The organism is Celeribacter marinus, assembly GCF_001308265.1.
GTDB classification, from domain to species: Bacteria; Pseudomonadota; Alphaproteobacteria; order Rhodobacterales; family Rhodobacteraceae; genus Celeribacter; species Celeribacter marinus.
The window spans coordinates 952422-977387 of sequence record NZ_CP012023.1 but is presented as its reverse complement, the minus strand read 5'-3'; the positions used below and the strand labels follow the sequence as shown (position 1 = coordinate 977387).

Annotated in this window: 25 protein-coding genes and 3 tRNA genes; 24 read left to right on the top strand and 4 right to left on the bottom strand. The window is 55.9% G+C overall.

Going from position 1 to position 24966, the window contains the following annotated elements:
- Window positions 1–81: 81 nt before the first annotated feature.
- From mgtE to IMCC12053_RS04640, 8 genes are all read left to right on the top strand, one after another.
- Complete coding sequence (gene mgtE / locus IMCC12053_RS04675; RefSeq protein WP_062216195.1) at window positions 82–1473, top strand: magnesium transporter; 1392 nt, start codon at window positions 82–84, stop codon at window positions 1471–1473.
- Window positions 1470–2036 (top strand): 5-formyltetrahydrofolate cyclo-ligase, encoded by a 567-nt coding sequence (locus IMCC12053_RS04670; protein WP_062216193.1) that lies wholly within the window; start codon window positions 1470–1472, stop codon window positions 2034–2036. Before mgtE ends, IMCC12053_RS04670 begins: the two co-directional genes overlap by 4 nt.
- A 59-nt stretch (window positions 2037–2095) precedes the next feature.
- Window positions 2096–2908, top strand: coding sequence for a TIGR00282 family metallophosphoesterase (locus IMCC12053_RS04665; RefSeq protein WP_062216191.1), 813 nt, complete (start codon window positions 2096–2098; stop codon window positions 2906–2908).
- A gap of 145 nt (window positions 2909–3053) precedes the next feature.
- Window positions 3054–4835 (top strand): SLC13 family permease, encoded by a 1782-nt coding sequence (locus IMCC12053_RS04660; RefSeq protein WP_062216189.1) that lies wholly within the window; start codon window positions 3054–3056, stop codon window positions 4833–4835.
- Window positions 4836–4926: 91 nt separating this feature from the next.
- Complete coding sequence (locus IMCC12053_RS04655; RefSeq protein WP_062216187.1) at window positions 4927–5667, top strand: YebC/PmpR family DNA-binding transcriptional regulator; 741 nt, start codon at window positions 4927–4929, stop codon at window positions 5665–5667.
- A 67-nt stretch (window positions 5668–5734) separates the two neighbouring features.
- Window positions 5735–6337 (top strand): LysE/ArgO family amino acid transporter, encoded by a 603-nt coding sequence (locus IMCC12053_RS04650; RefSeq protein WP_062216185.1) that lies wholly within the window; start codon window positions 5735–5737, stop codon window positions 6335–6337.
- Window positions 6301–7209, top strand: a complete 909-nt coding sequence (locus tag IMCC12053_RS04645) for a DMT family transporter (protein ID WP_335337322.1) — start codon at window positions 6301–6303, stop codon at window positions 7207–7209. The genes IMCC12053_RS04650 and IMCC12053_RS04645 overlap by 37 nt, the downstream gene beginning before the upstream one ends.
- A 116-nt stretch (window positions 7210–7325) precedes the next feature.
- A complete protein-coding gene (locus tag IMCC12053_RS04640) occupies window positions 7326–7568 on the top strand; it encodes an HP1242/YdcH family protein (protein ID WP_062216181.1) in 243 nt (80 codons plus the stop codon).
- Between the two features lie 59 nt (window positions 7569–7627).
- Here IMCC12053_RS04640 and IMCC12053_RS04635 read toward each other — a convergent pair whose 3' ends face one another.
- Window positions 7628–8110: an SRPBCC family protein gene (locus tag IMCC12053_RS04635; protein WP_062216179.1), complete on the bottom strand. Its 483-nt coding sequence runs from the start codon at window positions 8108–8110 to the stop codon at window positions 7628–7630.
- 115 nt (window positions 8111–8225) lie between these two features.
- On the opposite strand from IMCC12053_RS04635, the gene IMCC12053_RS04630 reads away from it, so the two are divergent.
- From IMCC12053_RS04630 to IMCC12053_RS04600, 8 genes are all read left to right on the top strand, one after another.
- Window positions 8226–8301: transfer RNA gene (locus IMCC12053_RS04630), tRNA-Val, on the top strand.
- 143 nt (window positions 8302–8444) lie between these two features.
- Window positions 8445–8993, top strand: coding sequence for a YaeQ family protein (locus IMCC12053_RS04625; RefSeq protein WP_062216177.1), 549 nt, complete (start codon window positions 8445–8447; stop codon window positions 8991–8993).
- A 226-nt stretch (window positions 8994–9219) separates the two neighbouring features.
- The gene (locus IMCC12053_RS16170) at window positions 9220–9402 is read left to right on the top strand and encodes a chemotaxis protein CheB (protein ID WP_335337321.1); all 183 of its coding nucleotides are present in this window, start codon (window positions 9220–9222) and stop codon (window positions 9400–9402) included.
- Window positions 9403–9582: 180 nt separating this feature from the next.
- Window positions 9583–10839: an efflux RND transporter periplasmic adaptor subunit gene (locus tag IMCC12053_RS04620; RefSeq protein WP_062216175.1), complete on the top strand. Its 1257-nt coding sequence runs from the start codon at window positions 9583–9585 to the stop codon at window positions 10837–10839.
- A gap of 1 nt (window position 10840) precedes the next feature.
- Window positions 10841–11569, top strand: coding sequence for an ABC transporter ATP-binding protein (locus IMCC12053_RS04615; RefSeq protein ID WP_062216173.1), 729 nt, complete (start codon window positions 10841–10843; stop codon window positions 11567–11569).
- On the top strand, window positions 11566–12774 hold the full coding sequence (locus IMCC12053_RS04610; RefSeq protein ID WP_062216171.1) for an ABC transporter permease: 1209 nt from the start codon (window positions 11566–11568) through the stop codon (window positions 12772–12774). Before IMCC12053_RS04615 ends, IMCC12053_RS04610 begins: the two co-directional genes overlap by 4 nt.
- Window positions 12775–13033: 259 nt before the next feature.
- Window positions 13034–13110, top strand: a tRNA-Asp gene (locus IMCC12053_RS04605).
- A 46-nt stretch (window positions 13111–13156) separates the two neighbouring features.
- A tRNA-Asp gene (locus tag IMCC12053_RS04600) sits at window positions 13157–13233 on the top strand.
- 94 nt (window positions 13234–13327) lie between these two features.
- Here IMCC12053_RS04600 and IMCC12053_RS04595 read toward each other — a convergent pair.
- Both IMCC12053_RS04595 and IMCC12053_RS04590 read right to left on the bottom strand, forming a co-directional pair.
- Complete coding sequence (locus IMCC12053_RS04595) at window positions 13328–14737, bottom strand: helix-turn-helix domain-containing protein (RefSeq protein WP_062216169.1); 1410 nt, start codon at window positions 14735–14737, stop codon at window positions 13328–13330.
- A gap of 91 nt (window positions 14738–14828) precedes the next feature.
- Window positions 14829–16043, bottom strand: a complete 1215-nt coding sequence (locus IMCC12053_RS04590) for a multidrug effflux MFS transporter (protein WP_062216167.1) — start codon at window positions 16041–16043, stop codon at window positions 14829–14831.
- A 232-nt stretch (window positions 16044–16275) separates the two neighbouring features.
- On the opposite strand from IMCC12053_RS04590, the gene IMCC12053_RS04585 reads away from it, so the two are divergent.
- The 7 genes from IMCC12053_RS04585 (at window position 16276) to IMCC12053_RS04555 (ending at window position 22119) form a co-directional block, all read left to right on the top strand.
- A complete protein-coding gene (locus tag IMCC12053_RS04585; RefSeq protein WP_062216166.1) occupies window positions 16276–17808 on the top strand; it encodes an acyl-CoA carboxylase subunit beta in 1533 nt (510 codons plus the stop codon).
- Between the two features lie 18 nt (window positions 17809–17826).
- Window positions 17827–18192 carry a hypothetical protein gene (locus tag IMCC12053_RS04580; protein WP_062216165.1) on the top strand — a complete coding sequence of 122 codons (366 nt, stop codon included), beginning with the start codon at window positions 17827–17829 and terminating at the stop codon, window positions 18190–18192.
- Complete coding sequence (locus tag IMCC12053_RS04575) at window positions 18185–18592, top strand: DUF6497 family protein (protein WP_062216164.1); 408 nt, start codon at window positions 18185–18187, stop codon at window positions 18590–18592. Before IMCC12053_RS04580 ends, IMCC12053_RS04575 begins: the two co-directional genes overlap by 8 nt.
- Complete coding sequence (locus IMCC12053_RS04570; protein ID WP_062216163.1) at window positions 18592–18999, top strand: RidA family protein; 408 nt, start codon at window positions 18592–18594, stop codon at window positions 18997–18999. Before IMCC12053_RS04575 ends, IMCC12053_RS04570 begins: the two co-directional genes overlap by 1 nt.
- Before the next feature lie 14 nt (window positions 19000–19013).
- The gene (locus IMCC12053_RS04565) at window positions 19014–19415 is read left to right on the top strand and encodes a hypothetical protein (RefSeq protein ID WP_062220878.1); all 402 of its coding nucleotides are present in this window, start codon (window positions 19014–19016) and stop codon (window positions 19413–19415) included.
- A 340-nt stretch (window positions 19416–19755) separates the two neighbouring features.
- On the top strand, window positions 19756–19950 hold the full coding sequence (locus tag IMCC12053_RS04560; protein WP_062216162.1) for a YMGG-like glycine zipper-containing protein: 195 nt from the start codon (window positions 19756–19758) through the stop codon (window positions 19948–19950).
- Between the two features lie 171 nt (window positions 19951–20121).
- Window positions 20122–22119 (top strand): acetyl-CoA carboxylase biotin carboxylase subunit, encoded by a 1998-nt coding sequence (locus IMCC12053_RS04555; protein WP_062216160.1) that lies wholly within the window; start codon window positions 20122–20124, stop codon window positions 22117–22119.
- A gap of 45 nt (window positions 22120–22164) precedes the next feature.
- Here the strand turns inward: IMCC12053_RS04555 and IMCC12053_RS04550 are convergent, their stop codons facing one another.
- Window positions 22165–22641, bottom strand: coding sequence for a DUF4174 domain-containing protein (locus IMCC12053_RS04550; protein ID WP_062216158.1), 477 nt, complete (start codon window positions 22639–22641; stop codon window positions 22165–22167).
- A gap of 107 nt (window positions 22642–22748) precedes the next feature.
- Here IMCC12053_RS04550 and scpA point away from each other — a divergent pair, with 107 nt between their 5' ends.
- On the top strand, window positions 22749–24863 hold the full coding sequence (gene scpA, locus IMCC12053_RS04545; RefSeq protein ID WP_062216156.1) for a methylmalonyl-CoA mutase: 2115 nt from the start codon (window positions 22749–22751) through the stop codon (window positions 24861–24863).
- Window positions 24864–24966: the final 103 nt, after the last annotated feature.

Genomic DNA, 24966 nt, shown 5'->3' with positions numbered 1-24966 from the left:
TGCGAAGGTAAATCGCAGTTGCCCCTGTTTCTCTGCGCCAAGCTGTCCTAAACTTAGCGTCAATCAGGGGGCGCGCGGATTATGATCGACGACAACAAAGAATTGCATCCGGAAATTGAGTATGCCGAGGATGTGTATTCCCTAAGTGCACGCCGCCTTTCCGCGATTTTGTTTGCTCTTGATCGGGATGATCGCGACGAGATGATGGTTCAGATGGAGCCGTTGCACGCGGCCGATATCGCCGACATGTTGGAGCAGATCAATCCCAATGACCGCCGCCGTCTTATTACTCTTTACGGCGCGGATTTTGACGGGGACATCCTGTCCGAGCTGGATGAGGGCTTGCGCGAAGAGGTGATCGGTGTCCTGCACCCAAGCGTGTTGGCGGGCGCGGTGCGCGACCTTGAATCCGATGACGTTGTGGATTTGGTCGAAGACCTCGAGGGAGATGCCCAAGAAGCCATTCTTGCAACCCTTGAGGATGCGGACCGTGTGGCGGTTGAAAAATCTCTAGCCTATCCTGAGTTCTCTGCTGGTCGTTTGATGCAAAGCCATGTTGTAAAAGGGCCAGAGCATTGGCTCGTTGGTGACGCGATCGACTACATGAGGCGATCTGATGATCTGCCTGAGGACTTTTATCACATGGTTTTGGTCGACCCGCGAATGCGGGCGGTAGGCCATGTGACGTTGGGAAAAATTCTAGGCGCGCCGCGCGATCAGAAATTGACCGATATTCTCGAACCCGGTTTCCGCACCTTTAGCGTTGAGGAAAGCGAATCCAACGTGGCCTACGCGTTCAACCAGTATCACATGATTTCGGCCCCCGTTGTCGATGAACACGAACGGGTTGTGGGCGTGATCACCATCGATGACGCGATGAACGTTCTGGACGAAGAGCACGAGGAGGACATTATGCGTCTGGCGGGTGTGGGTGAGGGATCATTGGCCGACAAAGTCATTGAAACCGTGCGTGCGCGTTTGCCGTGGCTTGGTGTGAACCTGTTGACGGCGATCCTTGCGTCGATGGTAATTGCGCAATTCGAGGCCACGATTTCGCAATTTGTGGCCCTTGCGGTTTTGATGCCGATCGTTGCCTCAATGGGGGGCAATGCCGGCACACAAAGTCTGACCGTGGCCGTGCGTGCGATTGCGACTCGCGACCTTACGGGGGCCAACGTGTGGCGCGTTATTCGACGCGAGGTATTGGTCGGTTTGGCAAATGGGATCGTGTTCGCCGTTATCATGGGCATCGTCGGTGTGGTGTGGTTCGGATCGCCTGCGCTTGGTCTGGTGATCGCAACGGCGATGGTCATCAATCTCGTGATTGCGGGTCTCGCGGGTGTTGGCGTGCCTGTCTTGCTTGAAAAAGTTGGGGTCGATCCCGCACTGGCATCGGGCGCGTTTGTGACGACCGTGACGGATATTGTTGGGTTCTTTGCGTTCTTGGGTTTGGCGGCTGTGGTGCTCTTTTGAGTGTCGTTGATTTAAAGGCGCTGGCACGTGACGTGGCGCGTGATCGGCGTGCAAAGGCGCATGCTGCGCACGCTCAGTTGGCCCATCAGGCCTGTCAGCTTTTGGTGGGGTTTTTGACGCCACATGCGGGCAAAATCACTGCTGGTTATATGCCCATTCAGACTGAAATTGATCCGTTGCCCGCGATGACCATGTTAGCAACACGTGGGCCTGTTTGTGTGCCGGTGGTGGAGCGCAAAGCCGCACCTTTGCGGTTTGATCTGTGGACACCGGACTGCAAAATGATGCGGGGCTCATATGGCGCCAATGTGCCTGCGCGGTCGGATCCCGTGGTGCCGCAAATTATAATCGTGCCGCTTTTGGCGTTCAATCGTGATGGGCATCGTTTGGGATATGGCGGTGGGTTTTACGACCGAACGTCGGCGCAATTGCGCGATACGAACAGCGCGGTCATGGCCATCGGTTTGGCCTATTCAGGACAAGAGATGCGCGATTTTCCGGTGTCGCCGCTCGATGCACCGCTCGACGCGATTGTGACCGAAACAGAAGTGATGACCTTTTGAGCGCCCGCAAGATGGGCGCAGTTCTTGCCATTTCAATGTATGCGGCCTAAGGAAATGCCATGAAAATTTTGTTCCTTGGAGATATTGTCGGAAGCGCGGGTCGCAAGGCCGTGCTTGACCGTGTGCCGCGCCTGCGGGCCGAATGGGGGCTCGATTTCATCATTGTGAACGGTGAAAACGCGACCAATGGCATGGGGCTATCGGGCGAGCATGCCAAAGAGCTTTTGGAGGCCGGTGTCGATTGTCTCACGCTTGGTGATCATGCCTTTGATCAGCGCGACATGATGCAATATTGCGAAAAAGAAACGCGGATCATTCGTCCTATCAACTTTGCCAAGGCCGCCCCGGGACGAGGTGTGCGCATTTTTGAAGATACACGTGGTCGCCGTATTTTGGTGGCGCAGGTATTGGGACAAGTCTTCATGAAGCGCGCTTATGATGACCCGTTTTCGGCGCTCGATCAGGTGTTCATGGCCCATAAACTCGGCGGCCATATCCAAGCCTCTTTGATCGACGTGCATTGTGAAGCCACGTCAGAGAAAATGGCGATGGGTCATTTTTGTGATGGAAAGGCCTCTGTCGTTGTTGGCACGCATACGCATGTGTGTACGGGCGATGCGCAGATTTTGCCTGCGGGAACGGCCTATCTCACCGATGCGGGGATGTGTGGCGATTATAATTCCGTGATTGGCATGGACAAAGCTGAGCCACTACGCCGCTTTGTAACGGGTATGGCAAAGGGGCGCTTTTCGCCTGCTCAGGGCGAGGCAACTTTGTCAGGTGTATACGTCGAGACAGACGACAAAACCGGTTTAGCCACCCGTGTAAAACAAATCCGCGAAGGCGGTCGTTTGGAGCAAAGTACGCCGTAATAGCGGCTTTTTGCCATTGATCCAGATTTCTGTGCTGTTTTCGCGGGGTGGTCGATAGCCCACATGGGGCGTGCCAGTTTTCGCGCTTGTTTCATGGGGGCGTTCGGGGCCATATTGGGGCATGTGAAACCACAGGCGAGGCCATATGGAACTGTTCAATTTCGACCAAACAACGGAGGCGATTGTCTCTCTCCTTGTGGTCGGGTTCATGTTCGTCCTCTTTGTGCGCGAGATTTATCCCACCGAAGTTGTGGCGATTGCGGGCGCGTCCGCCATGATTGTTTTGGGCATTTTGCCATATGACGCAGGATTGGCAGTTTTGGCAAACCCCGCGCCGTGGACGATCGCGATGATGTTTGTGGTGATGGGCGCGTTGGTGCGCACAGGCGGCCTTGAATGGTTTACCTCACAGGCAGGGCGTTACGCCGAAAGCCATCCCTCAATTGCCATCGCTGCCCTGTTGTTCGTCGTGGTGATCCTATCGGCGTTTGTTGCGAACACGCCCGTGGTCGTTGTGATGATCCCCGTGTTCATCCAACTGTCCTCAAAACTCAAAGTCCCTGCATCTAAATTGCTGATACCGTTGAGCTATTCCGCGATCATGGGCGGGACGATAACGTTGATCGGCACATCGACGAACCTGCTCGTCGATGGTGTAGCCCGCGCCCAAGGGCTTGAGCCGTTCACAATTTTCGAGGTCTCGATCCTTGGTCTGATCATCACCGTCTGGGGCTTTATCTACCTGTATTTCATCGGGCGTCATCTGTTGCCCGAACGCGATAGCCTATCCGCGATGCTGTCCTCGGGGCGCTCAAAGATGAAATTTTTCACCGAGGCCGTGATCCCGCCCGATAGCAACCTGATCGGGCGCGAAGTCTCGGGCGTGCAGCTGTTCAAACGTGACGGGGTGCGCCTTATCGACGTGGTGCGCGGGGATCAATCCTTGCGCCATAATTTGGCTGAAGTGGTGCTTGAACTGGGCGACCGCGTGGTGTTGCGGTCGCAAATCAGCGAGCTGTTGAGCCTTCAGCGTGACAAATCGCTAAAGCGCGTCGATCAGGTGTCTGCGGTGGAAACCTCGACCGTTGAAGTGCTCATCACGCCGGGCTGTAAAATGGTTGGCCGCGCGCTGGGTTCCATGCGTTTGCGCCGCCGCTACGGGGTGTATCCGCTCGCCGTGCACCGCAAAAACCAGAACCTTGGCCAACAGATCAACGATCTGGTTGTGCGCGTGGGCGATACGCTTTTGCTTGAGGGCGCGCCCGCCGACATTCAACGTCTGGCCAATGATATGGACATCGGGGACGTGTCCAAGCCTACCGAGCGGGCCTATCATCGTTCACACGCGCCCATTGCGCTCGTTGCGATGATGTCGATTGTCACGCTTGCCGCCTTTGGTGTCGCTCCGATTTTGATGTTGGCCGTGCTTGCGGTCGCTGTTGTGCTTGTCACGCGCTGCATCGATGCGGATGAGGCGTTTTCATTTATCGACGGGCGTTTGCTGGCGCTGATCTTTTCCATGCTTGCCATTGGGGCGTCCCTTGAGGCGTCTGGTGCGGTGCAAATGATCGTCAACGCGGTTGCCCCAATGTTGGATGGCTTGCCTATTTTCTTTGTGGTCTGGTCGATTTATTTACTGACCTCGTTGCTTACAGAAATGGTGTCGAACAACGCCGTTGCGGTGGTTGTGACGCCCATTGCCATTGGGTTGGGCGAGTCTATGGGGCTTGATCCGCGCGGTCTTGTGGTTGCTGTCATGGTCGCGGCATCCGCCGCGTTTGCCACGCCCATCGGCTATCAGACCAACACAATGGTCTATGGCCCAGGCGGCTATAAATTCACGGACTACATGAAGGTCGGTATCCCCCTAAATGTATCGATCGGACTTTTGGCCTCAGCAGTGATTCCATTGCTTTGGCCGCTCTAGGATAGGGGCAGGATGGTGCGGCCCCTTGCGGCCCCCACGCTCCATCGCCTATAGAAGGCACAAAGCCGAAATTTGATTGACGGAGGACCTCATGGCAGGCCACTCAAAATGGGCAAACATCCAGCACCGTAAAGGTCGTCAGGATAAATTGCGCTCCAAACTCTTTTCCAAACTCGCCAAGGAAATTACCGTGGCGGCGAAAATGGGTGACCCTGATCCCGACAAAAACCCGCGTTTGCGGATGGCTGTCAAAGAGGCCAAATCGGTCTCTGTCCCCAAGGACGTGATTGATCGAGCGATCAAAAAATCCATGGGTGGCGATGCGGAAAATTACGACGAAATCCGCTATGAGGGCTATGGCCCAAGTGGTGTCGCCGTGATCGTTGAGGCAATGACCGACAACCGCAACCGCACCGCGTCCAATGTGCGCTCCACGTTCTCCAAGAACGGCGGAAATCTGGGCGAGACAGGATCGGTTGGCTTTATGTTCGAACGCAAGGGGCAGATTATCTATCCGGCGAGTGCGGGCGGCGAAGACACCGTGATGATGGCCGCGATTGAGGCAGGTGCGGAGAACTGTGAAACGAGTGACGAAGGTCACGAAATCATCTGTGCCGATACCGATCTTAACGATGTGTCTACCGCCCTCGAAGCCGCACTTGGCGAATCCGAGAGCACCAAACTGATCTGGCAGCCGACCACGACAACCGAGCTGGACTTGGAGGGTATGCAAAAGTTGATGAACCTGATCGAAGCTCTTGAGGATGACGATGACGTGCAAAACGTGACCGCCAACTTTGAGGCCTCCGACGAGGTGATGGACCAGCTTTAAAAACTGGGTCATGATTTTAAAAGCTCCGTCTGAAATGGCGGAGCTTTTTGTTTTTGGGGATTGAGTCATGCACGCAACGTTTACGGGGTTTATCACAGGCCTGTCGCTGATCCTTGCGATTGGGGCGCAAAATGCGTTTGTTTTGCGCCAAGGGCTTAAGAAATCGCATGTCTTTGCCGTGGCACTGACCTGTGCCGCATCCGACGCAATCCTGATCGCGGTCGGCGTATTTGCCTCTGCTAAAGTGTCGGAGGCCTTTCCGCTGATTTTGCCCGTTATGCGGTGGGGTGGGGTGGCGTTTCTTGTCGTTTATGGCGCTCGCGCGGCGCGCGCGGCCTATCGTGGTGGCGGGCATCTAGATCCCGCCGATGGCAAGGTCCAAACCTTGGGGGCTGCATTGGCCACCTGCCTCGCGCTCACATGGCTCAACCCACATGTCTATCTTGATACGGTTGTTTTAGTTGGTGCAATCTCGGCTGATTTCGGACCTGAGCGCGGCAACTTTGCTCTTGGTGCAATCTCGGCCTCGTTCGTCTTCTTCTTTGCGCTGGCCTACGGTGCGCGGCTTTTGGCGCCCGTCTTTGCGCGCGAGGTGTCTTGGCGTGTTTTGGACGGATTGATTGCGGTGGTAATGTGGCTCATCGCATTCAAACTGGCCTCGGGCGTCTAGGCGTGGCCTCTTCACCTCGTCCTCTCGCGGGCATTGCGTGGATGACCGCCACCACACTCAACTTCGTCATGGTCAATGTGTTGGTCAAATATGTCGGAAACGCCTTGCCCATATTCGAGAGCGCGTTTTTGCGATTTGCCCTTGGTCTGGTGTTTTTCATCCCGTTTATCGGCCAAGTGCGACAGGTCGATTTTACACGCCGCATCGTCAAGCTGTCGGTGGGCCGTGCGGTATTCCACGCCTTTGCAATGGTCGCATGGTTCTACGCTATGACCCGCATTCCGATGGCCGAAGTGACCGCAATGAACTTTATGAACCCCGTCTATGTCTCGCTTGGCGCGGTTGTGTTGTTTGGTGAGAGAATCGCGCTGCCCCGCATTGCGGCGCTGGGGATCGCATTTCTGGGTGGCTTGGTGATTTTACGACCTGGACTGCGCGAGATTGATCCCGGTCACGTTGCGATGATTTTTTCCGCACTGTTTTTTGCGGGCAGCTATCTAATCGCCAATGCCCTATCCAAAGAGCTGCCTGCCGCCGTTGTGGTGTTTTTGATGTCTGCGATGGTGCCGTTTGTGTTGTTGCCTTTTGCATTGGCCGATTGGGTTGCGCCATCATTTCGCGAAATCGGGTTGTTGTTTTTCACAGCCTTTTTTGCCACGGCTGCACATTATTGTATGACGCGCGCCTTCGCATGCGCTCCGCAAACTGTTTTGCAACCCGTCACCTTTGTGCAGCTCGTCTGGGCCACCTCGGTGGGGTATTTTCTGTTTGGCGAGGGAATTGATGGGTTTGTCATTGCGGGCGGTGCGATGATCATTGCAGCGGTGTCGTTTATCACGTGGCGCGAAGCATGGCGCAAACGCCGCGCCTAGCCTGCGCATACCTACCTAAAAAAGAGAGGCAATGCATCCGTGTTTGATCCGCGTCAAGGCGTGGAACCCGTGTAATCGGCACCATGAGGTGAACACGCAAAAACGGAGCGACGCACATGCCACACACACCGCATCAATTGGCACAAGATTTTCCCGAACTGGCCGACCTCATCTCAAAGCGCAAGGTGTCTGATCCGCATTTCGCGCGCCTGCTCGACGACTATAACGCATTGAACGATCAAGTACATTTGGCGGAAACCAACGTCGAGCCGATGGATGATCTGGCGCAATCGGAGCTGCGCAAGAAGCGTATGGCGCTCAAAGACGAGCTTTACGGTTTGCTGACGGCTGCGGCCTGATATCCTGATTGAAATCTATATTTCGGGCGCGTTATCCATAAGGTGACGCGCCCGCGCAGTTAAGCCGCAGGGCTCGCGTCTGTGTCGGTCTCTGCATCCAGTGGTCCATCAATCTGTTCTTGAAAGTTGTCAAAAAACTGATCGGCCATTTTGCGGGCGAAACTGTCGATGATCCGCCCGCCCAGTTGTGCAAGCTTGCCGCCCACTTTGGCCTCCACCGTATATGATAACTCGGTGCCGCCCTCGATGTCTGATAGCCAGACTTTGGCACCGCCTTTGGCAAAGCCCGCTACGCCCCCCGTGCCCTCGCCCGCGATGGTATAGCTCTCGGCGGGGGTGATGTCGCTTAGGGTCACCTTGCCTTTGAACGTTGCCTTTACGGGGCCAACCTTTTGTTTGACCACGGCCTCGAATCCCTCTTCGGGCGAGCCGGTCAGAGTTTCGCATCCGGGAATCGCGGCACGCAGGGTGTCGGCGTCATTGAGATGTGCCCATACGGTTGCGCGATTTGCCTTTAAAAGTCGTGTGCCAGAGAGGTCCATAGCCGTTCCTTTTTACTTTTTTCCAACTGTGAAGTGCAAGAAATGAGGTTTCAAGCAACAAACCTGCGAGAGAGGCTTGCAAGGGCTCTCAGCTTGGTCTAAACGCTGCCTCACCGGGTCGTTAGCTCAGTTGGTAGAGCGCTTCGTTTACACCGAAGATGTCGGGAGTTCGAGCCTCTCACGACCCACCATTTACCCCCTTGATAGTCACGATTATTCAGTTGCGAGACATGTGGTCTGGACGTGACTGTGGCGCTATGGCGGTCTTTATCTGCTTTCACAACATCCTCAGACGCTCTAGTCAGGCGCAACCTTAGAGATTTTAGGACAGATCATGGCGCAAAAAGCTACAATATACCGAGTCGAGCTGTCCGTGTCCGATATGGATCGTCACTACTATGAGACCCATAAGCTGACGGTTGCCAAACACCCTTCGGAGACGGATGAGCGGTTGATGGTGCGTCTTCTCGCGTTTGCGCTCAATGCCCATGAACAGCTCGAAATGACAAAGGGTCTGTCGAGCGATGATGAGCCGGACATTTGGCAAAAAAGCCTCAGTGGCGAGTTGGAATTGTGGATCGCACTGGGCCTACCGAGTGAAAAGATCGTGCGCCAGTCGTGCGGTAAATCCAATGCGGTGATCGTTTATAGTTATGGCGGCAAGACGGCGGAGATGTGGTGGGATAAAATCAAAAACGGCACCACCCGTTTTGATAATCTTCAGGTTTTGAATTTGTCTGAAACCGATACGCGTGCCCTCGCTGATCTCGCCAGCCGCTCGATGAATTTACAGGTCAATATTCAAGACGGCGATGTCATGGTTAGTGTCGGTGATCGCATCGTGTATGTGACGCCCGTCAAATGGAAAACGACGGATCAGTGAGCGTTGATTGCGCGCCAGTGTTCGTTCATAGAATCATTCATATTTAGAGCCGCCCATGGCCGTCAATCGCGGCCTGTTACCCCCGTGTCGGAAATTTAAGACACACACAATATCGCGCCACTGCCACTGCCGCATCCGGGGTCGGGCCGACCCTGACCGCTGACGCTATTTTGCCACCTCCACGTTTGGGGGCCTTAACAGGCGGAACGGAGGCGTTGGCCCCCGAGTGTCGCGTTACAGACTGTTCGTGGATGTTCTCTTTCGATCAGTCGCGATCTGCGCGGGCAATTATGCGATCAGATCTATGCCAGCTGGAATGGGGGATGACAGGGCCAAAAGACTGTTGGAGCTTAAACAGGGCGGTGCCGATACCCTTCCATATGGATGGATTGTCAGACCTCGTTGGTGATGCCTGCTCCACGCTGCCGTCTATGCACGGTTTCCAAAGGAGTACTCTGTTTCGCCGCGTTCGGACATTGATCCACGCGACGGAAAGTCACGGCTGTTACGTAGTATGATTTATATCATTACCCGAACATGCCGAGCGCGCTAGGCATAGGGATACCTTCGATCAGTAGGAGCCGTAGGCATGAGCCAAACGCAACGCGACATTGAGGCGGCCCTTGGGGTCGGACATGCCAAACGCCGGTTTTCCAAAGGGGCAGGGTGGATCGCGTCGATATGTGTGGTGGCCGCCCTTGCCTTGTGGTGGATGCAAGGGTCCGAGGATCGTTCACAAATCACCTATATAACACAATCGGCCACGCGCGGAGAGTTGATCGTGACCGTAACGGCCACAGGAACGATCGAGCCTACGAATTTGGTCGAAATTTCATCGGAGCTTTCGGGAACGATTGTCGATGTTTTTGCGGACTACAATGATGTTGTGAGCGCCGGTCAGGTATTGGCGAAACTCGACACTGTGCAACTGGATGCGCAAATGGCAGTTCAGGTGGCCAGCCATGCGGCGGCAGCGGCTCAATTGGAAAATGCGCGCGCCAGTTTGCTTGAGGCCCAAGCGGATTTTGACATTGTAAAACGACTTGATGAGCGTGGCGTCACCTCTCAGGCAAATTTGACGACAGCCGAGGCCGCGTTGAGCCGTGCCCAAGCGAATGTGGCCAGCGCCCAGGCCAATCTTGATCTCGCTCAGGCGCAGCTGGAGGCACAAGAGGCCATTTTGAGCAAGGCGACGATTGTCTCTCCGATCACGGGCATCGTGCTTGATCGGGCGGTGGATGCAGGCCAAATTGTTGCCGCGAGTCTTTCGGCCCCCGAGTTGTTTACGATTGCCGAAGATTTGTCGCAAATGGAACTACAGGTTGACGTCGCCGAGGCGGATATTGGCCGTATCTCCGTGGGTGATATCGCGCGCTTTAGCGTCGATGCGTATGATGACGAGACCTTTCCCGCGCAAATTTCGATGGTGCGCTATGCGTCTGATAGTACTGATGGGCTTGTAACCTATAAGGCTATTTTGTCGGTTGAAAATGATGCGCTTCTCTTACGCCCCGGTATGACAGCCACCGCTGATATTACAGTGGCACAGCACAGTGATGTGATGCTGGTGCCCAATGCCGCGCTTCGGTTTGCGCCGCCGCAGGTGATTGAGGTCGAGGCGTCCGATGACGAAGGGGGCGGTGGGCTTTTGGGGCTGATTATGCCGTCTCGTACGGACACTGCAACGCGCGCAGTGTCCAATAGCACACTTTGGGTTTTGCGCGATGGCGTGGCCGTTGAGATCAACGTGGAGCGCGGGGACACGGACGGGTTGGAGACGATTGTTGCAGACGGCGCATTGGCCGTTGGCGATCAGGTCGTCATTGATATGGTCGAGGGACAATAGAATGACGGACCGTCCCCCTGTCATAGAGCTGCGCGGTGTTACAAAGGTGTACGGCCACGGCGAGGCGCAAGTGCGCGCGATGAATGGCGTCGACATCACAATCGCACCGGGTGAATTTGTCGCCATTATGGGCCCGTCTGGATCGGGCAAATCTACCACGATGAACATGATCGGATGTCTCGATAGCCCGACCAGCGGTGAGTACCTGTTCAATGGTGTTCAGGTGGCGTCTCTTACCCAAGATCAGCGTGCAATGTTACGCCGCAACTATCTTGGTTTTGTGTTTCAGGGGTTCAACCTTTTGGCGCGCACATCTGCGCTCGATAATGTCGAGTTGCCAATGATTTACAAAGGGCTGCCTGCGAGCGAGCGGCGCGAAAAGGCACTCGATGCGCTTGGTAAAGTGGGGCTTGGTGGACGCGAACACCATGACCCGTCCGAGCTTTCGGGCGGGCAACAGCAACGCGCTGCGATTGCGCGCGCTTTGGCAGGGAATCCGCAGGTGATCCTTGCGGATGAGCCGACCGGAAATCTCGACACCAAGCTGTCTGTGGAAATCATGGAGTTGCTCAAGACCCTGAACGAACGCGATCACATTACGATTGTCATGGTCACCCACGAGGAGGATATGGCGGCCTATGCGCACCGTGTGATCTGGATGGTCGACGGGCGGGTCGAGCGCACAGGGGAGCCGCACGAGGTGTTTAGTCATGGAAAGCAAGACGCATGATCTGGGAAACTGTACGCTTGGCCATTCAGGCCATTTTTCGCAATACACTGCGCTCCATCCTCACCGTTTTGGGCATTGTGATTGGCGTGGCCGCCGTCATTGCGATGGTCACCGTTGGGCAGGGGAGTTCTGATCAGGTTACCGCAGATGTCGAAAAGCTAGGCACCAACGTGTTGATGGTGATGCCGGGGGCGGGCCAAATGGGACCGGGTAATAATTCGGTATCCGCCGCGTTGACCCTCGCGGATGTGGAGGCATTGATCGATCAAATATCAAGTATTCGCACCGCTGCCCCCTATAACCAAACCACTTTGAATGCCGTGTATGGCGCCGAGGATACGCGCACCTCCGTTGCGGGGACAGACGCGCGATATCTCGACGTGGTGGATTGGCCAATCGTTCTTGGGCGTAGCTTCCTCGCCGCCGAAGAAAGTTCTGGAAAGGCCGTGTGCATTTTGGGCGAAAGCGTGCGTCAGGACTTGTTCGGTAACACCAATCCGATTGGAGAGACCGTGCGGCTTAAGGCCGTGTCGTGTGAAGTGATCGGACTGCTCGAAGCCAAAGGGGCGTCCAGTTTTGGGACCGATCAGGACGATATCGTTTTGATGCCGATAAAGGCGTTTCAGCGCCGCGTGTCGGGATCCTCAGACGTGTCCATGATCTATGTGACGGTGGCCGATAGCGTCTCAACCGACCGCGCCGTGGTCGAGGTCGAGGCTTTGATGCGCGAACGTCGGCGTATCGGTGATAACGAAGAAGATGACTTTAACGTCCGCGATATGAAGCAGTTGGCGTCAATGCTAACGGGCATCACCGATGTGCTGACGGGGCTGCTGTCGGCCGTGGCGGCGGTGAGTTTGTTGGTGGGGGGGATAGGCATCATGAATATCATGCTGGTTTCCGTTACGGAACGAACCCGCGAAATCGGTATACGCCTTGCGGTCGGGGCAACGGGCCAACAGGTTTTGCTGCAATTCTTGGTCGAGGCCATTGTGTTGTCGATGATCGGTGGTTTGGTTGGTATCTTGCTTGGTCTCGGGCTTGCGGCGCTTGCGTCAAATTTTATGTCTATTCCGTTCAGTCCTGATCCTGTGATTGTGGCCATTGCGTTTTTGTTTTCGGCCGCTGTAGGTGTGATTTTTGGATATTTCCCCGCGCGCCGCGCGGCGCGGCTCGACCCGATTGAGGCCTTGCGCCATCAGTGATTGGACAGTATGCGCGCCCGGCGTCTGTGTGTCATGTTTGCCCCCTCGCAGAGCGCCACCACCCTTAAACAAGCCTGCCTGATTTAGTGCTTATCCGTTGTATTGTTGATCTTTATCGGGCCTTTGTCGCTAAGCTGCGCTCGCTGTTTGCGTGGAAGGCGTTTTTTTTCTCTCAATCACCCATTGTGCGCTTGACGCGCCCGCGTCCCAGACATAGAACGCCCCTCACGTTCAGGACAGTGTTCTGGATGGGTAGCGAGCGGTTGTAGCTCAGTTGGTTAGAGTACCGGCCTGTCACGCCGGGGGTCGCGGGTTCGAGTCCCGTCAACCGCGCCATCGCTACCCAAAACGCCTGAAGAGGCACGCCATATAGGCAAAATGCGCGGTTGTAGCTCAGTTGGTTAGAGTACCGGCCTGTCACGCCGGGGGTCGCGGGTTCGAGTCCCGTCAACCGCGCCACTTACCTCCCTTTCGGGATGTGACACACGACGAAAAAGCCGCTCCGTTTGGGGCGGCTTTTCGCGTTTATGTGCTGATGCGCGCCTGAGCACTTTTATTCGATTTGGTAGGGCAGTGTGCCACGCTTGTCGGGGTCAATGGTCAGGCGGCGCTCTAGGGGCGGCACAGAGCGTTGATGACAGTTGCGGCGTTCACAGATGCGGCACGAAATGCCGATAGGTTCAAACGCCGCGGGTTTGGTCACGTCCAGATCGTCGGCATAGACCATGTCGGAGGCGTGCGTGACCTCACATCCCAAACCGATGGCATAGCGGCGGACCGGCGCGTGAAAGCTGCCGCCTGATTTGGCCACATCACGGGCAATCGACAGGTAGCGCACCCCGTCGGGGGTCTCCGCCAATTGCCGCAAGAAATGTCCCGGGCGCTCGAATGCCTGATGGACGTTCCAAAGCGGACAGGCACCGCCGTAGCGGGCAAATTGAAGTCGCGTAGAGGAGTGGCGTTTGGTGATGGTTCCCGCCTGATCGACGCGCACAAAGAAAAACGGAATGCCCTTTGCGCCGGGGCGTTGCAGGGTCGAGAGCCGGTGGGCAACCTGTTCGATGGAGGCGCCAAATTTTTCTCCCAACACTTCCAAATCGTGCCGCGTCTCTTTGGCTGCGGCGAGAAATTCGGTGTAGGGCATGAGTGCGGCGCCTGCAAAATAGTTGGCCAAACCAATGCGCGCAATCTGGCGGCTTTCATCCGAATGAAAGCGTGCGAGATCCAAAGTCGCGTCAAGCAATTGCGCCTGTGTGATCAAAGCCAATTGGTGCAGCAACTGAAAGGTTTGCGTGGCCGGTGAAGCGCGCGACGAAATCGTCAAGCGTCCTGTGTCTGGATCATATTTGCGCAGACCTTCGGGCGCATACCTCACCGTGATTGCGTGCTTGGACAGGCTTTCGGTGGCCAGTGTTGCCACATCCCGCAGGTTGCCACGCTGATCATCTCGTGGACGGGCAAAGTTTTCTGCGGCGCGGTCCACGGCATCGATGTAGTTGTCGCAATAGTGGAAAAAGTCGCGCACCTCTTCCCATGGCGAGGCGCGCGCGGGGCGATCCTCCCGGTCAAAAGCCTCGTCCATGGAGGCGAGGCGTTCGTTGGTTTGGCGATATGCACGGTGCAATTCCAAAAAGGACCGCGCCAATGCGGGGGCGTTCGAGGCGGCCAGTCGTAAGTCCGCTAAGGGCGGTGCGCCATCGGCAAACACCGGATCGGCGAGGGCTTCGCGCATGTCGGTGACAAGGCGCTCGGCGTCCCCTGTGGACAGTTCTGTGACGTCAAACCCGAACTCTTGGGCGAGGGCCAAAACCACCCCCGTTGAGACGGGGCGATTGTTGTTTTCCATCTGGTTGAGGTAGGGCAGGGACACGCCAAGCTTTTCGGCAAAGGCCCGTTGCGTGAGCCCGAGCCGCGTGCGTGTCTCACGCAGTTTTGCGCCCGCATAGAGTTTTTGTTGTGCCATGTCTCATCCTCCCGATACCTGTCTGCGTGCGATTGTTTGCAGCTTTGCTCAGTTGCGATCGCTGGTTTGCAAATAGCAGATAGAGATATCGTCAGGCAAGCCCGAGGCGATGCTCGCGCGCCATCACGCTCAATATTGCGACAATTGCGGCGAGTGACATGAGTGTCATGAGAAACAGCAATGGAATTTCGCCAGACGATCCACCCAAAAGCGTCCCCGCAAAGGCAGAGATCGACGCGCCACCCGCAAGCATGATCGAGCCGCCAAGCCCCGCCGCGGTGCCAGCCAGTTGCGGGCGCACCATCATACTACCCGCTAACCCGTTTGGGATCTGCATGCCGTTGCCTAAGCCGAGAAACACCATAGCGCCAAAGAAGATATTGACGGAGCTGTGTCCAACGACAGAAAATACAAGTGCGGCGAATATGCCCGATGTGGCGACAATGCCGCCCGCTAGGATCATACGGTTGATCCCCACGCGGCGCGAATACCGACCTGCGATGAAGTTGCCAAAGAAATAGCCTAGCGCGGGGGTGCCCATGTAGAGGCCCAGCTTTGCTTCGCTCAGCCCAAAGAGCGTTTTACCCACATAAGCCGCGCCCCCGATGTAGGCGAAAAACGCTCCCGAGGCGCAGGTCACCGAAAGGGTGTAGCCAATAAACCGCTTAGATGTGATCAGTTCGGGGAAGTTGTGTATCTGGCCCAGTAACGACACGTCTGATTTCGGCGCGGTTTCTTTGAGGTCGAACCATACAACCATTAAAAGCAAGACGCCGACACCAAACAGCACCCAAAATGACGATTCCCAACCGTAGAGATTGGTCAAAAGGCCGCCAACGGTTGGGGCAATCATAGGAACCAAGGCCATGCCCATGGTCACATAAGCAAGCATCGAGCCGGCCTCTTCGGGCGGGGCGATATCACGGACGATGGCGCGTGAGAGGACCATAGCGGTGACAATCGCGGCCTGACCCGCGCGCATGATCAAAAACGCTTCGAGGGTCGGCGCGTAGATAACGCCCAAAGTGGCCAATAAGAAAAGCGCAATACCAATCAAAACGACGGGGCGGCGCCCGTAGCGGTCAGAGATTGGCCCGATAAAGATTTGAAGCACAGCATTGGTGGCCATAAAAACCGCCACGGACAACTGAATAAGTCCGTAGGTTGTCCCGAAATGATCCGCCATGCGCGGGAGCGCGGGCAAGTAGATGTTCATTGTCATCGCTTGAAGCCCCGCCATCATCACTAAGGTCATGATGTGGGGTGGCGTTGTGCGGTCGAGAAAGCGTGCGCGGATCTGTGTCATCGGGTCAGGATAGGGGGCGGGTGCGCCCTGTCCATGCCAATCTTGATGCAAAATCGCACATGTAGGGGTGCAGGAGAATTTTCCGTAAGGGGCTGAACTTTGATCTGACGCAATTTGCAGTTTTGCATTTCGCGGTAAGGTCTTTTTGCATCCTTTGCAAATCTGCCAGACTCTTCTTTGAGGCAACACATTCCACAGCTAAGGTGCAGGTGAATTGACGAGGAGGCCACCCGTGAAAGACATTATCAAAGAACTGCATGACCGCCGCGACGAGGCCCGCTTGGGCGGAGGACAACGCCGTATCGATGCCCAGCACGCCAAAGGCAAGCTGACCGCCCGCGAGCGGGTCGAGTTGCTGCTCGACGAGGGATCGTTCGAAGAGTTTGACATGTTCAAGACGCACCGCTGCGTCGAGTTTGGCATGGAAAACTCTAAACCCGCAGGCGATGGTGTGATTACGGGCTGGGGCACGATCAATGGCCGTATGGTCTATGTGTTCTCACAGGACTTTACCGTGTTCGGCGGCTCTCTGTCGGAAACCCACGCGCAAAAGATTTGCAAGATCATGGATATGGCGATGCAAAACGGCGCGCCCGTGATTGGCCTCAACGACTCTGGCGGTGCGCGTATTCAGGAAGGCGTCGACAGCCTTGCGGGGTACGCCGAGGTGTTCCAACGTAACATCATGGCCTCGGGCGTTGTGCCACAGATTTCTGTGATCATGGGGCCGTGCGCCGGTGGCGCGGTGTATTCACCCGCCATGACCGATTTCATCTTTATGGTCAAAGACACGTCCTATATGTTCGTGACCGGCCCCGATGTGGTGAAAACCGTGACCAACGAGGTCGTAACAGCCGAGGAATTGGGCGGGGCCTCCACCCATACCAAAAAATCCTCTGTGGCTGATGGCGCTTTTGAAAACGATATCGAGGCACTTGCCGAAGTGCGCCGCCTCGTCGATTTCTTGCCGCTCAACAACCGCAATGGCGTGCCGACTCGTCCATTCTTTGACGATCCGGCACGCATTGAGGCCAGCCTCGATACGATCATCCCCGACAACCCCAACACGCCTTACGACATGAAAGAAGTGATTCATAAGATCGCGGACGAGGGGGATTTCTACGAAATTCAAGAAGACCACGCGAAGAACATCATCACGGGCTTTATCCGTCTTGAGGGGCAGACCGTGGCAGTTGTGGCCAATCAGCCGATGGTGCTCGCGGGCTGTCTTGATATCGACAGCTCCAAAAAGGCGGCGCGGTTTGTACGGTTTTCGGATGCCTTCAACATCCCCGTGCTCACGCTTGTCGATGTGCCCGGGTTCCTACCCGGCACGGCGCAGGAATACGGCGGCGTGATCAAACATGGCGCAAAATTGCTCTTTGCTTATGGCGAGGCAACCGTGCCGAAAGTGACGGTGATCACCCGCAAAGCATACGGCGGTGCCTATGACGTCATGTCGTCCAAACACCTGCGCGGTGATTTCAACTACGCATGGCTCACGGCGCAAATCGCTGTGATGGGGGCAAAAGGCGCGACCGAGATTATCCACCGTGCCGACCTTGGCGATGCAGATAAAATTGCGCAGCATACCGCGAATTACGAAGACCGTTTTGCCAATCCGTTTGTGGCCGCCGAGCGTGGGTTCATCGATGAGGTGATCCAACCGCGCTCGACCCGCAAACGTGTGGCGCGTGCCTTTGCGAGTTTGCGCCATAAAAAGCTCGAAAATCCGTGGAAGAAACACGACAACATTCCGCTCTGAGCACGGGCAAAGGCACCTATGGCACGCAAGAACTGGCATATCAAAGTTGAGGGCGACACGCTAACGTTGGCGCGCCGTTTGCCCGCGCGTTTCGATTTCGCGGCTACGGCTGTGATTTCGGGCGGTGCTGCGCTGCGCCGTGGTCGTATGGCGCGCCAAGTGCGTCAGGATATGTGGCGTGCGCTTCAAACCCTGCGCGGGTTTGCGCCCGCAGTTTCAGTGCGTGTGGTCGGTGATGATCTCGAAGTGATCGCCGGTGGCGGCGTCGCCGGTGCTTTCCCTAAGGCGCATTGCGAGGCTATTGTTGCGGATGTTTTGTCGGACCCAGTGCGCCGCGCGCGGTGGATTGCGCATGCCACGCGTGAGGAGGCAGATCATGCGTAGCATTGCGATCCTTTTGTCTGTGTTTGCTTTTGTGCCATTGGCAAACGCGGAGCAATCCAGTGTCGATGAAACAACTATTGCCGTGCCGTCTGGCCAGACCGTCTCATTTTACGAAAGCCTGATGGATCACCCTGAACAAGATGTCATGGCGCGCTTTCGCTTTCTTGCGCCTGAGTTGCCCACCCGTTTGGCTGATATGAGCTATCAAGATTTGGAAGCCGATTTGGCGTACTTGTGCGAGAGCTTTGCGCTCCCGCGCCTCGCTGCGTCAGACCCTGCGATGATCGTGATTTCATTGGCGCAGGCGCCCACGGAGTTTGGAACGCCCAATCCGGATATCGCGGAAGTGTTCGAGATGTATAGCCGAGATGGCTCAACCTGCGCTTGGGAGGCCTTCTAATGTCTGCTAAATTCCACTTGTTCGGAACTGGGCCGCGCCCTGTCGCGCCGTTTTCTCATGCGGTTGAGGATGATGGATGGGTGATTTTGACGGGTCAGATGCCAACCGACCCCGATGCCCCCGATGCGCCATTGCCACAAGGGGTCGAGGCCCAGACACGCCGCGTTATGGACAATCTGGCACTCATCTTGGGCGAGTTGGGCCTCGATCTAAGCCACGTTGTGCAATGTCGTTGTTTTCTAACCGCGTTCGAGCGCGATTACGCGGTGTTCAACGACACATATAAGAGCTATTTCCCCGCGGACCGTTTGCCCGCGCGGACCACTGTGGGCGTTACCGCTTTGGCTGTGGGTGCGTTGGTCGAAATCGACTGTGTTGCCCGCCGTCCCGATCAGGAGGCTCTTTGATGGCTCGCGACTATATGCTCAAATACCGTGGATTTCCCGGACGTCTTCCCGGCTCCGATTTTCAATTTACCGTTCGACGTGCAAACCCCAAAGGGGTGACGCCGCTCAAGGCGCTTGAGCGCTACAAAGATCGCAAACATGTGGATCGCCGCGCGGACAATGCATTCATGGAAAGTCTGTGGATCTATTTTGGCGAAGAGCCGTTCGAGCGCGGCAATCTTGATGCGGGCCGCTTGTCGTGGCTATTTGGCCGCGAAGTGATCCCCGCTGATCCTGACAATTTTGATCCCGCTTCTTATGAGGCGATGCTGATGATCAATACCAAAATTGCGCGCGTGACCTTTGCCGATGTGATGGAATTGGAAGGCGGACAGGGGCCAGACGGCTTCAAAGAAGACGAGATTTGGGACACCTGATGCGCAAAACTCCGCTTGCACAGATACCTCATGCGCAGATCACCGCCTGTTTACCACAGCGTGATCACCGTGGGCTTGTGTGTTGCGGGGACAATGCCCACGTTGATGGTGTGTCGAGCATGTCCAGCAACATGACGGCATATGTTGAAAACCGTTACCCTTCCCCTCTGGCGAGGGCCGAATGTTCCCCGTTCGGCTCTCGCCATTTTTCAGTGCACGCCGTGTATGCAGCTTATGCGCCAAAGATCGCCGATTTTGCAGATGGGATGAAAAAGAACTTGGCGTCATCGCCATTCGAGAGCATTCTTTGTTCAGGCATTCCCCAACAAAGAGCAGCAAAATGCGCAAAACAATTCTCGCTTTCACCCTTCTGTCCGCAACAGCCCTCACAGGGTGTATGGAAAACCAAGATATGCAACGCGCTATCGTCGGTGCTGGCCTTGGCTGTGTCGCTGGTGAAATCATCTCCAATGGCAAATGTGTTACCGGAGCCGCTATCGGCGCCGCAGGCGGTGCATTGCTCAACGACATGTAATTTCGCGGCGGAGCGTCCTGCGCACCGCACGCCTATATCGCATCACCAAAGGTTCCCGCGCGCAAGCGTTCGGGAGCCTTTTTCTATTGGCGCGCCGCCTATCGCGGCGCATCCGGTGGCATGGGCGCGGCCCATGTCGCGGGCACGACTATAACGAGAGAGGGACGGGATATGTTCGACAAGATTTTGATTGCGAACCGTGGCGAGATTGCTTGCCGTGTTATCAAAACAGCGCAAAAAATGGGGATCAAAACGGTTGCTGTTTATTCAGACGCTGACAAACATGCGCTCCATGTCCAAATGGCCGACGAAGCTGTCAATATCGGTCCGCCCCCCTCAAATCAGTCCTACATTGTCATCGACAAAATCATGGATGCCGTCCGCCAAACAGGGGCGCAGGCTGTCCATCCGGGCTATGGCTTCTTGTCCGAAAATTCCAAATTTGCCGAGGCGCTCGCCGCCGAAGGTGTCGCCTTTATCGGGCCACCTACTGGGGCGATTGAGGCGATGGGGGATAAAATCACATCGAAAAAGCTTGCCGCCGAAGCAGGCGTGACTACGGTTCCGGGTTACATGGGCGAGATCGCCGATGCCGACGAGGCGGTGAAAATCTCCACCGAGATCGGCTATCCTGTGATGATCAAAGCCTCCGCAGGCGGCGGCGGTAAAGGCATGCGTGTGGCATGGAATGACATCGAGGCCCGCGAAGGGTTCCAAGCGTCCAAGAACGAGGCCGCAAGTTCGTTTGGCGATGACCGTATTTTCATCGAGAAATTCGTCACACAGCCACGCCACATCGAAATTCAGGTGCTGTGCGACAGCCACGGCAATGGCGTTTGGGTCAATGAGCGCGAATGTTCCATTCAGCGCCGCAACCAAAAAGTGATCGAAGAGGCTCCAAGTCCGTTCCTTGACGCGGCGACACGCAAAGCGATGGGTGAAGAGGCCTTGGCCCTTGCCAAAGCGGTGAACTATTCCTCCGCAGGCACCGTGGAATTCATCGTCGATGGCGACCGCAATTTCTACTTTCTTGAGATGAACACACGCCTTCAGGTGGAGCACCCCGTGTCCGAGTTGATCACGGGTATCGACCTTGTCGAGCACATGATCCGCGTGGCTTACGGCGAAAAATTGTCGCTGAGCCAAGACGATATCGGCATCAACGGTTGGGCGATTGAAAGCCGCCTCTATGCGGAGGATCCCTACCGTGGGTTCCTTCCCTCGATCGGGCGTCTTGAGAAATACCGCCCGCCTGCTGAGATTGCGACGGACGACGACATCGTGCGCAATGACACCGGTGTGTATGAGGGCGGCGAAATTTCGATGTACTACGATCCGATGATTGCAAAACTGTGCACATGGGGCAAAACCCGCGCCGCAGCGATCGACAATATGCGCAATGCGTTGGACGCATTCGAGGTAGAGGGCATTGGTCATAACCTGCCGTTTTTGTCCGCCGTGATGGATCACCCGCGCTTTATCTCGGGCAACATCACAACTGCGTTTATCGAGGAGGAGTATCCGGACGGGTTCGAGGGGGTGACGCTTGCGGATGATCAGTTGGAGCGGATCGCGGCGGCCTCTGCGGCGATGTACCGTGTGGCCGAAATTCGCCGTGCGCGCGTATCGGGTCGTATGGACAACCACGAACGCGTGGTGCCTGATGATTGGGTTGTGCAAATCGACGGGCGCGACTTTCCCGTTCACATCGAGGCCGACAAAACAGGTTCAAATGTTTCGATAAACGGCAAAAAACTACGCTGTGAAAGCAATTGGGTGCCTGGTGACAGTTTAGCTGTGATCGATATGGCGGGTGGGCCATTGACGCTAAAAGTTGGCAAGTTGCCGGGTGGGTTTCGCATTCGCAACCGTGGGGCAGATATGAAGGTATTCGTGCGTTCGCCGCGCGCTGCCGAATTGTCCAAGCACATGATCGAAAAGTTGCCGCCAGACACATCGAAGTTGCTCTTGTGCCCAATGCCGGGTCTGGTGGTGAAAGTGGATGTTGCTGTGGGCGACGAGGTTCAAGAGGGGCAATCATTGTGCACCATTGAGGCGATGAAAATGGAAAACATCCTGCGCGCCGAGCGCAAGGGTGTCGTGTCCAAGATCAACGCAGGTGCGGGCGACAGCCTTGCGGTTGATGAAATAATTATGGAATTCGAGTAATCCCATGAGGGCGGTCCGACATAACACGCATGGGGCTACAGGGCGTCAGCCCTGCGTGCCGGATGCTGCGCGGGCCGCCTCTTTTTCCTCTTTGATTTCTTGCTGCCGTAGCGTGGTTTTATCTATGGCACGAGAGATTTCGCGCACGTCCCACGGATCGGGTTTGCGCAGCATGACTCGTCCGTCTTTGTCCACAATCACAAGGGCAAAACCGCGCGGCCGCAGCTGTGTGCGGACATCTGATTTGGCCGCAGGGTCGGTGTCCGTCAACACGATCACATCCCGCTCGACCAAGGCGTCAGGACGTTCGGCCAGCAATTCGATTTGGCGCGCAAAGGCGGGATCGCGCGGGCTATCGGCGAACACCGTAATGACGCGCGCCTCCCATTGGAATTCAGCCAGCACCACATCGTCCGCTGGCATTATGATCAATACATCGTCCGCCACGACCTCTTGCGCAAGCACAGGTAGGGGGGCGGCAATGGATAGCGCTGTGAGCGCGCAAATTATGAAGTGTTTCATATCTTCTCCCGTCACTCGACATATAGGGTGTCACGAGGCGTAAACCAAGCAATACCCCCGAAAATTGGCCATTGGCGGGGGACATATAAATTTGAGAGGAGCCGCAGATGACAGATAAGAAACTCTGGAAAGAGCTTGCGGAAAAAGAACTGCGCGGCAAACCGCTAGACAGTTTGAACCGTGAAACGCTTGAGGGGATCACCATCAAGCCGCTTTACACCGAAGACGATCTTGAGGGACTTGCGCATCTGGGCAATACGCCTGGTGTTGCGCCGTTCACGCGCGGGCCACGTGCAACAATGTATACGGGGCGTCCGTGGACGATCCGCCAATATGCAGGCTTCTCCACTGCCGAGGAAAGCAACGCGTTTTACCGCAAGGCACTTGATGCGGGTCAACAGGGCGTTTCGGTGGCTTTCGATCTTGCCACGCACCGTGGCTACGATAGCGATCACCCGCGTGTGGTCGGTGATGTCGGCAAAGCAGGCGTGGCGATTGATAGCGTTGAGGATATGAAAATCCTGTTTGACGGTATCCCGCTTGATAAAGTTTCCGTGTCGATGACGATGAACGGCGCCGTGATCCCGATCCTTGCGAGTTTCATCGTGGTGGGCGAGGAGCAAGGTCACGACAAATCCGTGCTCGCAGGAACCATTCAGAACGACATTCTCAAAGAGTTTATGGTGCGAAATACCTATATTTATCCGCCAGAACCCTCGATGAAAATCATTGCGGACATCATCGAATATACCGCCAACGAGATGCCGAAATTCAACTCGATTTCGATTTCAGGCTACCACATGCAAGAGGCGGGTGCGAACCTCGTTCAGGAGTTGGCCTTTACCTTGGCAGACGGGCGCGAATACGTGCGCACGGCGATCAAGGCGGGCATGGACGTGGATAAATTCGCGGGGCGTCTGTCGTTCTTTTTCGCTATTGGCATGGATTTCTTTATGGAAATCGGCAAGTTGCGCGCCGCTCGATTGTTGTGGAGCCGTGTCATGGAAGAGTTCGAGCCCAAGCTCGAAAAATCCAAAATGCTGCGCACCCACTGCCAGACATCCGGTGTGAGCCTGCAAGAGCAAGATCCCTACAACAACGTCATCCGCACCGCCTATGAGGCCATGTCGGCGGCTTTGGGCGGCACGCAAAGTTTGCACACCAATGCGCTCGACGAGGCTATAGCACTGCCCACGGAATTCTCCGCTCGCATTGCGCGCAACACGCAGCTGATCCTCCAAGAGGAGACACAGATCACCCGCACCGTCGATCCGCTCGCGGGGTCGTACTATGTCGAAAGCCTCACCAACGAGTTGGCCGAAAAAGCATGGGCTTTGATGGAAGAGGTTGAGGAACTTGGCGGTATGACCAAGGCCGTGAACTCCGGCATGCCAAAACTGCGGATCGAGGAATCGGCGGCCAAACGGCAGGCGATGATTGATCGCGGTCTTGAGGTTATTGTTGGTGTGAACAAGTACCGCAAAGACAAAGAGGACCCGATTGATATCCTTGATGTTGATAACGTGGCGGTGCGTGAAAATCAGGTTGCGCGTCTGGAGATGATCAAGGCAACGCGGGATGCGAGCGCGGTTGAGGAAACACTTGGTGCGCTTGAACGCGCGGCAATGTCGGGTGAGGGCAATTTGCTCGCCTTGGCGGTCGAGGCGGCGCGTGCGCGTGCCACGGTGGGGGAAATTTCGATGGCGATGGAGAAAACATTTGGTCGTCACCGCGCCGAGGTCAAAACCCTCGCAGGGGTTTACGGTGCCGCTTATGAGGGTGACGAGGGCTTTGCCCAGATCCAAAAAGATGTGGAAACCTTTGCGGAGAAAAACGGGCGCCGCCCGCGTATGCTTGTGGTCAAGATGGGTCAAGACGGGCACGATCGCGGTGCGAAAGTTATCGCGACTGCGTTCGCTGATATCGGGTTTGACGTCGATGTTGGCCCGCTGTTCCAAACACCTGAGGAAGCTGCCCAAGATGCAATCGACAATGATGTGCATATCGTTGGTATTTCGTCGCAGGCCGCAGGGCACAAGACCCTTGCGCCGAAATTGATTGAGGCTCTCAAGGCCGCTGGCGCAGACGATATCATCGTGATCTGTGGCGGCGTTATTCCGCAACAAGACTACGCGTTCTTGTATGACGCGGGCGTCAAAGCGATCTTTGGACCGGGTACAAACATTCCTGAGGCGGCACGTCAAATTCTTGACCTGATTTAACCCAGTTGCGTAAAGTCAAAAAGAGCCGGATGCATTTGCCTCCGGCTCTTTTTTGTATCCTGAATGCGCGCGTGTCTATGATCCTACTCCAAAAAACGATCGA